16 protein-coding genes are annotated in these 16,350 nt (G+C 50.6%); all 16 read right to left on the bottom strand.

The genetic code is table 11. The features are described from left to right. Position 1: 1 nt before the first annotated feature. Positions 2-1,021 (bottom strand): zinc-binding alcohol dehydrogenase family protein, encoded by a 1,020-nt coding sequence (locus C772_RS07535; RefSeq protein ID WP_008298786.1) that lies wholly within the window; start codon positions 1,019-1,021, stop codon positions 2-4. Positions 1,022-1,033: 12 nt separating this feature from the next. After that, complete coding sequence (locus C772_RS07530; RefSeq protein ID WP_008298785.1) at positions 1,034-2,311, bottom strand: TRAP transporter large permease; 1,278 nt, start codon at positions 2,309-2,311, stop codon at positions 1,034-1,036. Then, a complete protein-coding gene (locus tag C772_RS07525) occupies positions 2,308-2,805 on the bottom strand; it encodes a TRAP transporter small permease (RefSeq protein ID WP_008298783.1) in 498 nt (165 codons plus the stop codon). Before C772_RS07525 ends, C772_RS07530 begins: the two co-directional genes overlap by 4 nt. Positions 2,806-2,883: 78 nt before the next feature. Further along, positions 2,884-3,894 carry a TRAP transporter substrate-binding protein gene (locus C772_RS07520; protein WP_008298782.1) on the bottom strand — a complete coding sequence of 337 codons (1,011 nt, stop codon included), beginning with the start codon at positions 3,892-3,894 and terminating at the stop codon, positions 2,884-2,886. Positions 3,895-3,930: 36 nt separating this feature from the next. Then, the gene (gene allD, locus C772_RS07515) at positions 3,931-4,941 is read right to left on the bottom strand and encodes an ureidoglycolate dehydrogenase (protein WP_008298780.1); all 1,011 of its coding nucleotides are present in this window, start codon (positions 4,939-4,941) and stop codon (positions 3,931-3,933) included. A 16-nt stretch (positions 4,942-4,957) separates the two neighbouring features. Further along, positions 4,958-5,500 carry a 6-phospho-3-hexuloisomerase gene (hxlB, locus tag C772_RS07510; protein ID WP_008298778.1) on the bottom strand — a complete coding sequence of 181 codons (543 nt, stop codon included), beginning with the start codon at positions 5,498-5,500 and terminating at the stop codon, positions 4,958-4,960. Positions 5,501-5,517: 17 nt separating this feature from the next. Next, positions 5,518-6,474 (bottom strand): sugar kinase, encoded by a 957-nt coding sequence (locus C772_RS07505; protein WP_008298776.1) that lies wholly within the window; start codon positions 6,472-6,474, stop codon positions 5,518-5,520. A gap of 22 nt (positions 6,475-6,496) precedes the next feature. Then, positions 6,497-7,501, bottom strand: a complete 1,005-nt coding sequence (locus tag C772_RS07500) for a LacI family DNA-binding transcriptional regulator (RefSeq protein WP_008298774.1) — start codon at positions 7,499-7,501, stop codon at positions 6,497-6,499. A gap of 1,024 nt (positions 7,502-8,525) precedes the next feature. Beyond that, positions 8,526-10,385 carry an LTA synthase family protein gene (locus C772_RS07490; RefSeq protein WP_008298769.1) on the bottom strand — a complete coding sequence of 620 codons (1,860 nt, stop codon included), beginning with the start codon at positions 10,383-10,385 and terminating at the stop codon, positions 8,526-8,528. A gap of 56 nt (positions 10,386-10,441) precedes the next feature. Then, complete coding sequence (locus tag C772_RS07485) at positions 10,442-11,758, bottom strand: ArnT family glycosyltransferase (RefSeq protein ID WP_008298767.1); 1,317 nt, start codon at positions 11,756-11,758, stop codon at positions 10,442-10,444. A gap of 12 nt (positions 11,759-11,770) precedes the next feature. Further along, entirely contained in the window at positions 11,771-12,112 is a 342-nt protein-coding gene (locus C772_RS07480; protein ID WP_008298765.1) for an EamA family transporter, read from the bottom strand. Between the two features lie 3 nt (positions 12,113-12,115). Further along, a complete protein-coding gene (locus tag C772_RS07475) occupies positions 12,116-12,454 on the bottom strand; it encodes a DUF2304 domain-containing protein (protein WP_008298764.1) in 339 nt (112 codons plus the stop codon). Between the two features lies 1 nt (position 12,455). Next, positions 12,456-13,190, bottom strand: a complete 735-nt coding sequence (locus C772_RS07470) for a glycosyltransferase family 2 protein (RefSeq protein WP_008298761.1) — start codon at positions 13,188-13,190, stop codon at positions 12,456-12,458. Between the two features lie 540 nt (positions 13,191-13,730). After that, a complete protein-coding gene (locus C772_RS07465; RefSeq protein WP_008298760.1) occupies positions 13,731-14,924 on the bottom strand; it encodes an iron-containing alcohol dehydrogenase in 1,194 nt (397 codons plus the stop codon). A gap of 320 nt (positions 14,925-15,244) precedes the next feature. After that, positions 15,245-15,592 (bottom strand): hypothetical protein, encoded by a 348-nt coding sequence (locus C772_RS07460; protein ID WP_008298759.1) that lies wholly within the window; start codon positions 15,590-15,592, stop codon positions 15,245-15,247. A gap of 26 nt (positions 15,593-15,618) precedes the next feature. After that, the gene (locus tag C772_RS07455; protein WP_008298758.1) at positions 15,619-16,107 is read right to left on the bottom strand and encodes a hypothetical protein; all 489 of its coding nucleotides are present in this window, start codon (positions 16,105-16,107) and stop codon (positions 15,619-15,621) included. Positions 16,108-16,350: the final 243 nt, after the last annotated feature.

Raw genomic sequence — 16,350 nt, 5'->3', positions numbered from 1 at the left:
CTCAGTCAAATACAATCAATGCTTTCCGGACCTGGTCCGGGTGCTCCTCGACAAACTTGAATGCATCTCCAGCCTGTTCCAGAGAGAACTTGTGGGTGATCAGGCCATCTGAACACAGTTTTTTCTGATTCAGGAGTTCCACCACACGGCCGAACTGATTGGTCTGCAGACGGGAGCCGACGATGGTCACCTCTTTCTTGGTAACCGGAAGCTGCGGGATTTGAGAAGGGCGCTCGTCGAAACCGAGTATCACGACATACCCGGCAGGCGAGACCACATCTACTCCCAGTGCCGCCGTTGAGGGTAGGCCCACTGCATCGATGGCGACATTGACGCCTCTGCCGTCCGTTAGGCGCATAATGGCCTGATCGACCTGCTCATTTCCTGCATCGATGACTTCATCCGCACCGCTTTCAAGGGCAAACTTCATCCGTTCTTCGTTCAGGTCGGTCATATAAACAGTTGCCCCGGCAATCTTGGCCATTTTCAGGATGCAGATGCCGATTGGCCCGCATCCCTGGATGAGAACGGTGTCCCCCTCCTCAACATTTCCGCGCCATACTGCCTGGGCACCGATTGTATACGGTTCCGCCAGGACGATCTCGTCCCAATCAAGTTCCAGATCCACCGCGTGCAGCTGACGTTCAGGCAACACGAGATATTCACGCATCCCTCCGTCTTCGTGGACACCGAACACGGAAAGGTGTTCACAGACATTCGGACGGCCTTTACGGCATGCATAGCACTCGCCGCAATACCGGATCGGCTCGATAACCACATGATCACCGGCTCTAAGATGATTAACGCCTGTTCCGGTTTCCACCACTTCCCCGGCAACTTCATGGCCGGTGATCCTCGGATAGGTGGCCAGCGGATTGGTTCCATGGAAAATATGCATATCTGATCCGCAGATCCCCGCCCGCTTCACCTTCACGAGCACATCTGTAGAATTCCGAATTTCCGGTTTCTCCATTTCAATAATGTTCAACGTATGTGGTTCAGGAATATGGACAGCTTTCATCAGACATTCTCCTTAATTATCAAATAGGCTTGGCAGGAATGTAGTAATTTCCGGCACAAACGCCACCAGCATCAAGACCACGAGACTGACTCCGAGGAACGGAAGGAGCTCTCTCGTTGCCTTGCCCATCGAGACTTTCCCGATCTGAGAGGCGACGAACAGGCAGACGCCCACCGGAGGAGTACACAGGCCAATCACCAAGTTGAGCACCATCATGACGCCGAACTGGATCGGGTCCATTCCGATGGATGTCGCCACAGGCAGAAGAACCGGGAACAAAATGACAATAGCCGCAATGGTTTCCATGAAGGTACCGACAAATAGCAGCAGCAAGTTGATCAGAATAATAACCACAATCGCATTTGTTGAAATCCCCAGGATGGAATCAGCTACAAGCTGTGGAATCTGTTCCCGCACCATGATCCAGCCGAACAGGTTGGCGAACCCGACAAGTAACATGATAGACGCCGTAGAAGTCATGGATTCCAGCATGATCTTAGGAATTTCTTTAATAGGCAATTGGCGATAGACAAAGATTCCGATGATGAACGCATAGAGTACAGCTACAATTGATGCTTCAGTCGGTGTAAAGAAGCCTCCGAGGATTCCCCACAAAATAATAATGGTCATGAGGAGTGCCCAAAACGCACTGACAAAGCTTTTTCCGACTTCCTTTAGTGTTTTGCGTTCACCCTTAGGGTAGTTCCGCTTTACAGAGATGAAATATGTAGGGATCATCAGGCCCAAACCAAGTAAGATTCCTGGAACTGCTCCGGCAAGGAACAAATCGCCAATGGATAATGATGCGAGTGTACCAACGATAATTAATGGCAGAGACGGTGGAATAATGGGACCAACCGTAGAGGAAGATGCAGTAACTGCAACCGAAAAGCCAGCCCCGTATCCTTCCCGCTTCATTGCCGGAATCAATACCGACCCGATACTTGCAGTGTCAGCTAGCGCCGTACCAGAGATACCCGCAAATCCCATTGACGCACCGACGTTTGCAAGTCCTAGCCCCCCACGGATGTGACCAAGAAAGTTATTGGCAAAACCAATGATTCTTTCAGTGATTCCGCTTGCATTCATCAAGTTACCTGCCAGTACAAACCCCGGTATACATAGCAATACGAAAGAGTTTAGACCGCCAAACATTCTCTGGGGGATGATAGTTAGCGGAATATCCGCAATCAGCAAATAGAGAAGTGAAGAGAGACCTAGACTGAATGCAACGGGCACTCCCAAGAAAATGAGTACAATAAATGAAACAAACAGCAGAGCGGCCATCATAGATCCTCACCTCCAAAGTCTTGAGAATAGTCCTGTTCGTTCCTAATGAGATCAATCACCTTCAGCACAGCGTAGTAAATCAGGAACACGGCCATAATAATCAGTGCTGCGTGAATCACTGACATCTGGAACGGCATAGTCGCTGAGGCCTGATTTTTCCCGATCAGTGTGAAATTGTAGCCTTCAATAACCATCACAACACTGAGGGCAATGATAAGAACATAGATGAACACCTCATAGTATCGGCGAAACTTGTTTGGCATCTTGTTCAAGATTAGGTCAACATTAATAAATTCATTTCTCATCAATGCAAGCGGTGCCCCGAAGCAAATGGCATATAGAAAAAGATAGCGCGTCAGTTCTTCCGTCCAGACAAATGAATACGGTGCAAATCTCGAAATGATCTGCACGGTAACGATGATTATGACGCCGGCAAAGCTTAAAAAAGTTAAAGTAGCCAGAGTAAAATCTATCGCCTTCCGCATCGTTGTCATATCAGTTCAGTCCTTTCTAGTTGGAAAGGCACATTTGGCTTCCCTGCAGCCAGATGTGCCTCTCAAAGTTCAATGCTCTTACTCAGCTTCAAGGATTTTATTGTAGAGATCCAACTGTTCCTGACCCAAGGATTTTTCAATAGCCGGTTTCATCGCTTCACGGAACGCATCCTGGTCAACATCGACGAACTCCATGCCCTCATCCTTCAGCGCCTGTTCGATCTTTTCAATTTCTTCATCGTAGAGCTCCATTCCATATTCCTGAGCTTCAGCCGCAGCCTCTTCAACAGCCGACTTTTGCTCATCGCTCAGCTGGTTGAACTGCTCGTTACCAACGAGGAGATAGATCCAGGAGTAGACATGTTCCGTACGGTTGACGTAGTCCTGAACTTCATAAAGTCCTCCGCTCTGAATCAGGTCGACCGGGTTTTCCTGTCCGTCGATGACACCCTGCTGGAGGCCTGTGAACACTTCCTGGAAGTCCATCACCTGTGGCTTCGCTCCTGCAGCGCTCCACGCATCAAGGAAAAGCGGGACGTTCGGGACACGCATGCTGAATCCTGACAGATCTTCAGGAGATTCAATCGGCTCATTGGACGTCAGGTTACGCGGCGCACGGGTATGGTAGTAAAGCGGTGTCAGACCGGCTTTTTCTTTGATTTCATCAGCGATCTGCTGTCCGATCTCGCCTTCGACCACCGACTTAACATGATCAAGGTCACGGAAGGCATATGGAGCGGCCATCAAAGCAGCGCTAGGTGCCCAGTTCTGAAGCGTTTCACCGGAAATGACCATGTCTGCTGTTCCTGCCTGAATCGCATTGATCGTATCGGTCTCTCCGCCAAGCGAGTTGTTCGGATAGATGGTGATTTCAATCTGACCGTCGGTTTTCTCGCTGACTGAATCTGCAAATTGCTCGGCTGTCTTATGCCAGATATGATTTTCATCTGCCAGGTGGCCCATCCGCCATTCGATCTTATCGCCCGAACCCGTTGAGCCTTCTGCTTCTCCTCCCGACGAAGTATCCGATCCGCAAGCCCCCAAAATCATCGCGGATGCCAACGCTCCTGCCAACCATGCTTTTTTCATCTCAATCTCTCCCTTTTATTTGATGAATTCATTGTTTCAGCTTTTCAGATACTCATAAGTCTTTTCGGCGATCCGGATTCCCAGCTGGAGGTTCCGTTCTTCATTCATCTGTTCGATTTCTCCCGGGACAAGAACTCTCTCGAACCCTTCCGCAGGAGGCGCCTCGTGAAGCTCACGGATCATCCGGTCCATCTGCACGAAGAACGTATCCCGATCGGTAAACCGGGCCGGATCAATTGCACAGAAGTAATGGCCAAGTTTGCGCTTCTGGTCATAATCTCCATACATCTTCGAGATGTGTGGACCGAAAGCGGCTCCGGCCAAAAGTCCGGAAAAGATGTCGACAATCAGTGAAAGACCATAACCTTTGGGTCCGCCAAATGGAAGAAGCGCTTTAACCTTTGAAGGGTCGTTCACTTCGCGGCCTTCTTCATCAACTCCCCATCCCGACGGAATTTCTTTTCCTTCCGCCTCACTCTGGAGAATCTTTCCGAGTGCGACATTGGATGTGGCCATATCCAGAATCAGCGGTTTTTCGTTTTTTGCCGGTACCCCATAGGCAATCGGGTTTGTGCCGAGAAACGGTTCTTTACCGCCAAATGGCACGACAATCTTGTCGGTGTGGGTCATCGCGATTCCGATCAGGCCGCTACTTGCCGCCTTCTGGACGAAATAACTGAGCGCTCCGCAATGACTGCTGTTCATGGCGGTTACCATTCCCACACCGTTCTCCAATCCCATCTCAATGGCCCGGTCCATCGCAAAGTCAGCGACCACATGCCCAAGCCCATCGTCTCCGTCGACGACACCGGTCACAGGACCGGTTGCCTGAAATTCGAGTTTCGGGGCAGGATTGATGCTCCCTGATTGTAGCCGGGTCACATAATGTTCCGTCCTGAGCGATCCGTGAGAGGACACACCCCGCAAGTCTGCATGAAGCAGGACATCTGCAACTTTCGAAGCCTCTTTTGGGGAAACACCATTTTCCACCAGTTTTTGTTCGATAAGCACTTGAGCCTCTTGGTGAGGCACTGTGACAGTCGCCATGAGTCAACCTTCCTTCTCAGAGATTCGAGTGGCGGTCCTTCAGAGATTGATGATCCAATCCGGAAGCCGGTCCATCGATGACCAACGCATCAAGCAACAGATGCGCGCTCTGGTCAAACTGATTGCCGAGCGGCTGGATAGTCCCGGGCTCTCCAGACTTGCGGCTCCTCGTTGCAGCCGGAATCAGAAGCCCGCCTTCGCACCAGGTTTCCCCGAGGGCTTCCCCATTCGCTGTAACCAGCCAGATCCGATATCCCGCGCCCTCGCTTTTCTTTGCCATATCCCGGATGCGTGCAGAGTTGCCGGATCCGGAGATAACCAGTAAACGATCCTCTTTAGCCAGGGAGGGCGTAATCGTTTCGTCAACGACAAACACTTTACAGCCACAGTGCATCAGCCTCATGGCGATCATCCTCCCCAAGAGCCCGGATCGTCCCTCACCGAAGATAAACAGCCTGCCCGGTTCATTCAGCATTTCCTTGAGTTGCCGGTATTGCCGGGGATCGACCTTTCCGATCACCTGGCTGACTTCCTGCAGGATGACTGATGGCGTGACCAATTCAGACACCTCCCCTTTCAACGTTCGATGACCGTTTTGTTCCCGAGAAACGCATTCACTTCATCAGTATCAGGCAAACCTTCATTGTCTCCTGATACTGTCGTAACCAGCGCCCCCACTGCATTGGCAAAGCGAAGTCTCTCTTCAGGCCCAAGGCCGTTCAGATATCCGTAGAGATATCCGGCATTGAATCCATCACCTGCTCCGACCGTATCGATCGCCTTAACCTGGAATGGTTCTCCGTTAAAGCATGATCCTTCCCGGTATAGCTTCGATCCCTTGCTTCCGTTCTTGATGACAACCTCTCTGATTTCGTACGAATTCAGGAATTCCAGGCATTCCTGCAAATCCTTCCGGTCCGCAATCAGCTGAAGTTCGTCAAAGCCGGTTAATAAGATATCCACCCTCGGCAAAATCGGAGCAAAGGCTTCCCGAACCTGTTCGATTGTCCACAATTTCAGACGGATATTCGGATCGAATGCAATGGTGATGCCTTTTTCTTCAGCGATGTCGATCATCCGCAAGGCAATCGCAACATTTTTCGGGTCCAAAGAAAGGAAGACACCGGACAGATAAAGCATCTGAATGCCTTCAAACATGTCTGCGGTGATGGATTCGGGTGTCAGTACACTCAGCGGTGTCGGAAACCGGTAGTAAAATGTCTTTCCCGAACCGTCTTCGCGGATTTCTTTAAAATTGACTCCAGTGGCAAAACCCTCTTCAAGACGGACATGGTTCACATCCACCCCTTCTCCGCGGGCAAAGCTGTAGATGACCTTGCCGAATTCATCTTTTCCGAGCCTGCTGATCCAGCGGGCATTCAGCCCCAGCCTCGCACAGCCAATGGCAACGTTCAGATCCGCCCCTCCAACCTTTCTTTCAAACTCTGATACATAACGCATCGGTCCCGTTGACAGAGGATTCATGGTGATCATGGCGTCACCGATGGTCAGCATTCCATATTTCCCAGACACAGCACCCACTCCTCAAAAACAGTTAGATCGAATTTCTTTTGACCAGCTCAGGGGCAAATCGAATCTCTTCGCAAACCGAGTCAATCCGGCCGCCCTGAATCAGACTAAACAGCATCTCTGCTGCAGCCTTGCCCATTTCAAACGTTGGTTGCCTGATGACCGTGATGGGCGTCTGTGCAATCTCAAGGAACGGAGAATCATCGATGGCAATCATTCCGAGGTCGTCCGGAATCCGGAGCCTTTCCTGTTTCGCAAACTTCATGAGTTCGATTAAAGCAAGGTCGTTTGCAGCGAAGAAAGCGGTTGGCCGATCTGTTTTTTTCCAAACATTCTCCAACCTGCCCTTGATGTTCGGTACCTGGTCTGCAATGATCCATTCTTCCACCACTTCAAGCCCGTGTTTTACCGCAGCTTCCCGGAAACCGGCTATCCGCTCAAGTCGTGGAGTGACTTTGTTTTCGATAGAGTTGGAAACCATACCGATTTTACGATGCCCTCCTTGGACCAGTTCTGCGACAGCTAACGATGCAGCTGCTTCGTTATCCAGCAGAACTGTCGGATAGAATGTGTGATCGATTTTCCGGTCCATGAACACAATTGGGAACTTTGAGCGTTTCAATTGCTCGTAGTAATCTTCATTTCCGTTTGTAGGAAATATGATCAGACCATCCACTTGCTTGGCTACGAGCATATCGATATAGGCCCGCTCTTTTTCCGGCTGATCATCTGCATTACAGACGAACAAATGAAAGCCATTCTGCTCACACTCATCCTCGATCGACCGGATAATCTCTGTCGAGAAGGCATGAAGAATATTGGCGACAATCACACCGACGGTCGATGTTTTCTTTTGCCTCAGGCTTTTCGCGATGTAATTCGGAACATATCCTAAATCCTCAATCGCTTCTTCAATCCTGAGTTTGGTCGCCTCCGCCATATATTCATAGCGGTTATTGATAAATTGCGAAACGGTACTTTTGGATACGCCTGCACGCTCTGCAACATCTGCCATAGTTACTTTTTTCATTTGTCTATCTCCTAGCATAAACCGGTTTAGTAAACCGGTTTAGAAAGAATTATATTTGAAAGCCTTTTCACTTTCAAGACTTTTTTCAATAAATGAAACACTCTTTTTCCAAAAAGTAAATGAATGACTCTATGACACTGGCTTAAATGAAGAGTCACAGGTAATTTGCGCTATCATCCTTCTTGAACTCCAAATGACCTGTTTACAGGACAACCCGGTTGAGATTGTCACCCGCAATCTACGAGCAGACTCAGCACGGCACGTTCCTTTTTCATCCATGAACTCCGCGTGTGAGTGCACACTTAAAAGCAGTATTGAATAAGCCGGCAACCCTTCGCGAAGGATTGCCGGCGATTTTGATTGGTTAGAGCTTAGACAGCATTTGTTGCAATTTAGGCTTGGAAGGTTGTGGTTAACTTCTCCTAACCGAATCTCTAAAGAAAAAGGCCCGCTGATAGCCCGGGTGTTCGGCTCCCGGCTTGATGGGACCAGCGGAAACCGGGATGCCGCATCGTCTCCGGGCAGCCACGACCCTGGCATATTCCCGGGCTCCTTCGCTATCCAATGATATAGGGTCCCCTGAAGATAGAATGACTACAAACAGGTCTTCTTCGCCCCACCCCGTATCCACAATTTCAAACAGTCTTACCGGTACATGCGATGCAATCATGATATCCCTCACTTCCCCCATCGGACACCGTCCCCTGCAATTTTTTGTCCCCCATGCACAACTTTCGTCTGTACCCTTCTACCGTTTCGGCAACTATTTTCTCATACTTCTGCATATTCAAATACTACCAATGGCACCTTCAGTAAACAACAAAATATTATAGACAAATAGCGACAGTCACTGGTGGATTTTGTTGAATCTTATTCGTCACCACTCAAGCAAGAAAGGTAACCCCTTAATCCCCAATGGTGATGATTCATCACTACCAGGTAACAACTGGCCGCCCCGAGGTAATCATTAAACACCAAAAAGCGGCTCAGCCATAATAGGCCGAGCCGCTCTATCCATCCATCTTTATTCCGGTTTCCCAAATAGCGTCTCCCTGGAGTGCTGATCGCCGAACAGAATATCGTATTGGATCTGCATATATTTCTGCCGCAGCGGATCCACATCATCCGGAGTTACATAATAGATTTCCCCATCCGCATCGACTTTGACGTCACGGGTATAGCCCGGCATGACGTCATCCATCTGGTCGAGGAATGAGTAGAACAGCGGCTGTTCGATTCCCGCCATTTCCAGCGCGTATGGCGCGACGAAGGAGGCGCTCAGGACATCCACTTCCGGAGTCGGCGCGCCGAAGTTGTTCCAGAAGACAAGCGGTGTCCGTCTCATGTTGTAGGTGTCCGCGAGTTCCCAGTTTTCTTCTCCCGGGCCGCCAGGAACATAGCCTGCTTCCTTGTACGCCTGATAGTCCAGCCCGAGGGACGGCATATGGTCTCCGAAGAACACGATCACCGTAGGCTCCTCGAGCGTATCCATCAGGTCCTTGAGTGCCTGGTCCGCATCCAACACGCCCTGGGCATACAGGTCGACGATCGACCGCATCTCAGGGGTGAGGCCGCCGCCTTGGGAAGTGATCTTCACTTCCTCATACCGGCCCGGATTATAGGAAATGTGGTTCTGCATCGTGACCGCGTACAGGAAAAGCGGATCTTCCGAGTCTTCCACCTGCCGGACGATTTCCCTTGTCACTTCGGCATCGCCGACATACGGGCCGATATATTCAGGATTGTCCAGGCGGTCGATGTCGATGAAGTCATCGAATCCCATATGCTGGTACACGCTTTCCCGGTTCCAGAACCATTTCGGGTACGGGTGGACGGCAAGCGTCCTGTAGCCGAACGACTTCAGGTAATTCGGCAATGCCGGGATGTCGCTTGTGATGTACTGCTGATAAGGAACGGATCCGTTCGGGAGGAACGCGTTCGACATGCCCGTCAGCACCTCAAACTCGGAGTTGGCGGTGCCTCCGCCAAATACCGGCGCGAGGAACCAGCCGCTCTGCATTTCTCTCACGTTCGGCATCGGATCCTGATTGAACTTGAGGTCTTCGCTCAATAACGTCGGGTCCCAGAATGCCTCGTTCATGATCATGATGATGTTCGGCCGGGTATCCGAGATCTCCGTTTCCCGCTCGTCTTTCTCTTCTTCGATCTCTTGGGCAATCTCCGCCATCTTTCCTTTTCCGTATCCGGAAGGCGGCAGCACGATCGCGCTCTGGGTGTTCAGGAGAAAAGCGACGAAAAAGCCGTTCACCGTATAGTTCTCATTCTGGTTCCAGTCCCGGTTCATGATGCCGAACCGATCTTCCAGTACCTGGCCCGCCACCGGAAAACTTCTGTAGAAGATAAATGAAGACAGGACAAGCAGGCCGACCAACGCCATGATTACCCGTCCCCACCAAGGGAACTTCACCAGCCGAGGCGGTTTTTTCAGGCGGATGAATACGATCAGCGCTACAATGACCGCCAATCCGATCGCGGCCATCGTGAGAATCCTCGGCAGGTTGATCTGCTCGGACAGGCTCGGCAACAGGTTGATGACGTTATTGTAGAGGAACAGATCCCAAGGATACAGATTTTCCCCAAGGAAGTTCATCTTAAAATAAGACACAGCGGTGAGGCCGGCAGCCAGGATGTTCGTGATGATAAAACTGATCAAGAACCGGTTCGTCACAGCCATCAGGATCAGGTAGATCACGAACAAGATCAGGACATTCAGCAGATACGCGGTCGTGCCGGTCGTCTGCATCCATTCCAGCCGTTCTTCCGATGCATCGCCATGAAGCCGCATCTCAAGCATCAGCACAAGGATGCCAAAATAAATCGCTGTCAGGACAAGAGCCAGACTATTTTTAACAGATTGTTTCATCGTTCCTCCACTTCCTCTTAAAAATGGACCAGGCCTGATCGCCCGGTCCACTCCATTTACTGCATCGCATTTTTCATTCGCAGAGCTTTTACTTTACCAACAACAAATCCGACAAGTGTCACGATTCCATAGGCTCCGATGATCGCGAGGAGCGGCATGATCAGCAGCCCGTAGCGCGGCAGTGCCAGGAAGATGTTCGACGCGGCGATATAGATCAGCACGAGAACGCTCAGATACATGACAGGCCGGTGCTTTCTTGTCAGGATGGCCGACATGAGGCCGACTCCCGCAAGGAAGAGGTTCTGCACGACAAAGAACGAACGCAGCGTGCCCGAGATGTACCGGTTATATGGGCCGAGACCATCCGGGGTGAAGTTGTTGTCGAAAAACAGCCAGAACGTCTTGCCCATTGTGAACCAGCTGAACCAGAGCGCAAAGTCTTCCTTGAATCCTTGGGGAATCAGGATCTTGGCATACTGCTCCTGGTTATAGCCTTTTGCCACGGCCTCGTGGACGAGGTCTTCAGGCGGAACCCGGTAGAACGGATTCGCCCCGCCGAGCAACGGACCGCCGGCATGGTTGGAAAACAGGTAGGCATGTCCGAAGTGATAGATGTTCCGTGCGGCCCAGGGAGCCATCGTGATAAGCGGCCCGATGCACCAGATAAAGCCGGTTTTGATGCCGTCTTTCCAGCCATACCGGGAGACCGTGAGGAACCAGGCAAATAACAGCATCGGTGCCGGCGTCGCGCGGAACATCAACATCAGTGATGCCACAATACCGAAGAACATATGCCATTTGAAATCTTTTTTCTTCAGGGCGATGATGTAGATCCAGATCGACAGCATCAGAAGGAAGATACTCGGAATCTCAGTGAGCGCGGCGCGGAAATAATGCAACGGCGCAATATGCGTCATGTACAGGATGGATGCAATTACCGAAATCCAGCGATTGCGGAACAGCCTCTGGGCAATCGAATAAATGAGAATGACAATCCCCAAGTTCAGCATCATATTGGCCAGACGGTACAGCATGAGGTGGTTCGTATTCAGCACTTCTGCCGTCTTAAAGATCGCGGCCAGATAAAACGGCTGCCCATAGGTGACGTAGGCATTCGACTGGCCCGCGGCGTTCGGGCTGTATTCATAACCGTAGATTCCGTCATTCAGCAACTGCCAGGCCATCTTGGCATAGAGCGCGGCATCCCGCGATCCGTATGTAGAAATCTCTTCCCCGAAATACTCAGGGTCATTGTAGATGGACCCCGGGTGGGTATAAAGGAAATACAGGTTCACAAACGCATAGGCGACCAATAAGGCAATGATGATGACGTGCCTTTTCAGAAAGGGCATCATCCTGTTAGCTATGGACATAATTCAGAACTCCTATTTTGCGACGAGATAAACGCCGAAGATGATGACCGCCATGCCGATCCACTGGGTCGGCTGGACAGTCTCGCGAAATACCAGAATGGCGATGATGGCGGCAAGGATATAGCTGATGCTCTGGCTCGGATAAGCGACACTTAGAGGAAGTTTGCTTAAGACATACAGCCAAAGCCCTGTGGCAATAACATAGAGCGTAGCACCGCCGATGAACAGCGGCGAGAGAACAAGCCGGATGGCGGACTGGAGTGACCAGGCATCGATCGAAGACACCGCCATTTTCCAGAGCACCTGACCGGTAACCAGGAGCAGAATGTTCGCAATCAGAACGAGATAAACCATGGATTATTCCTTCTCTTCTAGTTTTTTCTTAAGGATGGCATGTTCCTGGGTCAGGTTGGTGAGCGCTTTGTTCAGCTTGGAAATCCGGCGTGTCAGGTCGAAAATCAGCACAAAGACGAACAGCAGACCAAAAAGGAAAAGCAGGGACGGCGGATAAAAGACGCCAAGCCACTCCCCGAGCCGGTTGATGAACGTCTCATTGATGCTGAAGAAGCCCATGAACAGGCAGGTCAGAATCCAGAGCAGCGAATACTTGGTCTCGAGGATTCCGCGCCTGACCGCCTCGATGACAACGATAAACAAAACAACGACAAGGACAAAAGACAATATGCTGATATCCATCTTACACTCTCCCGCCTACGAGGCGCTGCATGACGATGGACAGCGTCACTTTTGCCATATAGTAAATGGACTTGAATGGCGTGATCGAAGACTCGCCGCCCTGACGGGAATGCATGCGGACCGCTTTTTCCTGGATCCGCTTCTTTTTCCGCCTCAGATAAATGATGACTTCCGGCTCCGGATAATCGCTCGGATAAGCCTCCGAAAACAGCTGGATGATCTCCCGGTTCACCGCGCGGAAGCCGGAAGTCGGATCGGTGACACGCTGTCCGGACAACAGGCGGATCAGCCGCTCAAAGTAAAAGATCCCCATCCGGCGGAACGGGCTGCCGGAGTAGTCGGTCTTCTCCACAAATCGGGAACCGATACACATGTCGCATTCCCCGTCAGCGACCGGAGTGATGATTGTCTCCAGTTCAGCCGCACTATGCTGCCCGTCCGCATCAAACTGGACCGCAATGTCATAGCCGGCATAATCCGCATATTTATAGCCGGTCTGGACGGCGCCGCCGATGCCGAGGTTGTTCGGAAGATCCAGAAGAACCACTTCCGGATACTTGCGCACAATGTCCGCGGTCCCGTCTTTGGAACCATCGTTAATGACACAGATGTCCAGCCCCGGAAAACGATCCCGCACATTCAGCAGGTTGCCGATCGTCCCCGCAATCGCCTCTTCCTCATTAAAAGCCGGGACAATAATTAATATTTTCAACGACTCACGCTGAGTTTCTTTCATTAATAAGACCTCCAAAATTCCTAACGATATCATACCTTACTGGCGAAAGGGATTCAACGAGTGCGTGGATTAAATGGAGATTTATTGTTAATTGTGAAATTGGAGCTAATAGAAATGAGTGCTCGGAGTGGTTTGAAATGGTAGGGATTCGGGCGGTATTGGTGGGGATTCGATAGAGATATGACAGAGTAAAAATTAATGACCACAGAAGCAAATGGTTGGTACTAACTCTCTCACCATTGGTAACGATTTGATGGTGGCAGGTAATCACTGGACCCTGCTTCGTAATCATTCAGGCGTCCTCTGTAACAACTCGCCTCCACACGCAAAGACGGGGTTGTCCAGAAAGTAAGTATGAATTTAAAAAAAGCAAACAGCACGGACTCTGGTCGCTTACCGCGGGCCGGCGCCGAACCCCGCGTGAAGCGGGTCTCGACAGCCCGGCTTTTCCCGCAGGTGTCTCCCGGCGTCCGTGCCGTTTGCTATATGGCGGGCTGAATCCAAGTTTGGTTGGACAGCCCCGTCTCTCCATTCTTTCACTTACTGATTTACACGCTCAACCGCCTGGTAATTATAGACGATCTGATAAAGCTCAATAATCTCCTCACTCGTCGGCACCTTCGGGTTGTTCGACGGGCTACCGCTGTCCAAGGCGTCTTTGGCCATTTTTTCTCTGGCGTTCATGAATTCCTCTTCATCGATACCCCATTCCTTCAGGTTCGGGATGTTCAATGAATGACAGAGTTCTTTCACCGCTTGAACGGTCCGTTCTGCGGCTTGTTCATTGGTCATGTCTTCATCCGGAGAGAAGATCCGGCCGATATCCGAGAGCCGATCCACGCAGGCAACCTTGCTGTATTCCAGGACTGCCGGCAACAGCATGGCATTGGAGAAGCCGTGCGGGACATGGAACAGCGCGCCGATCGGGCGGGACATGCCGTGGACCAGGCAGACGGAAGCGTTCGAGAAGGCCATGCCCGCCTGCAGTGCCGCCAGCGACATCGCTTCTTTCGCTTCAACGTCTTCCGGGTTGTCGTAAGCCCGCTGAAGGTTGGCTGCGATCAGCCGGATGGCGGAAAGGGCCAGCATGTCCGTCATCGGATGCGCCTTCCTGGAGATGTAAGCCTCGACGGCATGGCTGAGGGCGTCGACGCCTGTCGCGGCAGTCACTTTATCCGGCGTGGACAGTGTCAGCATCGGGTCGACAATCGCGGCGTCCGGCATGAGCGCGGGCTGCTTGATCATCATCTTCACCTGAGTTGTGGAGTTCGTGATCACGGTGACGTCCGTCGCTTCCGCTCCGGTCCCGGCTGTAGTCGGAATGGCGATATGCGGCACCGGCCGCTGGTCGGCCAGTTTCCGGCCGCCCATGTAATCCCCGATATAGCCCCCGTTCGTCGCCAGGATCGACACCGCCTTCGCCGTATCAATACAGCTCCCGCCCCCAAGGGAGATGATCAGGTCACAGCGCTCCCCTTCAAAGATGCGCAGCGCCTCAGCCACAAAGTCATCGGTCGGTTCAGACGCGACCCCCAGATAGATAGCGCTTTCAATTCCGTCATTTTGAAGCAGCTTCCGGCACTCATCCACATAACCAAGCTTGTCCATGATGGCATCACTGATGATCAGCGCCTTGCTCCCCTTCAAGTTCAGCGCCTGCTTGCCGACCTGCTGAAACGCCCCCTGCAGATAGACGATTGACGGTGGTGTAAGGAACCCCTTGCTAGTATTCATGATGTTTCCCCCTTTTGTTTGAACGGTGTTGTAGAAAAAGCGTATCTTACAAAAGTAGGAAGTGTCAATGTGTTTCATCTTTTCTGTCTATTCATACGTTGGTTAGAATTCAGTTGTACTCGTAGTAACTCACTAGGGGCTTGGTAGGAACTCGGATACCCCTCGGTGGGGATCCGTCGGTAATCACTCATTCCCCCAAGGTAACTACTCGCCCCCAAAACAAAAAAACCACCCGGAGAGTATTTGTTATTGACACGGCACCTGCAAATAAAAACCTTACTTGAATACGAATAATTCAAGTAAGGCGCTATTGTTTATTTTTATTCATGTTTCATCAGTGTTAACGGTTTTCGGCGGGCTTTCCTTGAACGGACATATGCGGCGGCTTCATCGGAAACGTTAGATCGCAGATAGACGTTCTTTGCCACCACATTCAACATCTTAGCTACGTCTTGGATGCGTTCCTCATCTGCTAACGGATAAGCAGTACGAACCTGACGTACCAATTCCTGGCGGTTCAAGAACTGAGCGAGCCCATCATTAATACTTGCCAAGTCCCTTGCCATTGCTGCTGTTTGCCGGCGATAAGAGGTCCCCCCATTTTGAAGGTAATTCTGTTCCTTATCCAACGCTTCAAGAAAGTCCGAGTAACGCATTCCTCGTTTCACGATTAATTCGCCTCCTTCCAGTTATCTTATCCATATACAGGAACACCGACAATATAAGGAGCCATCCCTTCAGGATGCCTTTTAAATGAGTGCTCAAAATTACTCTTATAGTTTTTGGTATCTTTCTGTTCCTCATACCAATTTCTCGCGGCATCAATGATTACTCTGCAAAAAATCTGGATATCGATATTCAAAACATCATTCAATACATTGTTGTGTAAAGTTAATGTCGAAGTTGGTTCAATGAAAATAATTTTCCTATACTGCGAATCCTTGTGTTCAGTTCTCCCCTGATGCAAGAATGCACATCGGAAATAATAGCAATCGTTGGCTGACATACGAACTTTATCTCCTACGTACTGATCATACCAATTCACATATTTATTTTTCTTGGTCTCCCCATTATTTGATTGCAGAGCGGCACAGATATCAGGAATACATAATGTCATTCCCAATGCCAAGTGATATAACCCTGCTTCCAACCCTTTTTCAATTTCATTCAACATGTTCTCCATTTAACCGCCTCCCCCGTATATCTAAACGTTTTAATGCAGTTGATTTCGACTCTTCCCCATTCACTCCTCTAAGAAATTCGTGGTAATTCAATCCCGGTTGGTGGCGATTCGGCGGGGATTGGTAGGAGCCCGGATACACTTTGGTGGGAACTCAGGTATCCCTTGGTAAGTATTCGAGGGTAACCACTCACTCCCCCAAGGTAACCACTCACCCCCATAACAAAAAAGCCACCTGGAGGGTTT

This window comes from Bhargavaea cecembensis DSE10 (assembly GCF_000348905.1).
Classification (GTDB): domain Bacteria; phylum Bacillota; class Bacilli; order Bacillales_A; family Planococcaceae; genus Bhargavaea; species Bhargavaea cecembensis.
The sequence above is the reverse complement of the archived record's forward strand: the minus strand, read 5'-3'. Positions and strand labels throughout refer to the sequence as shown.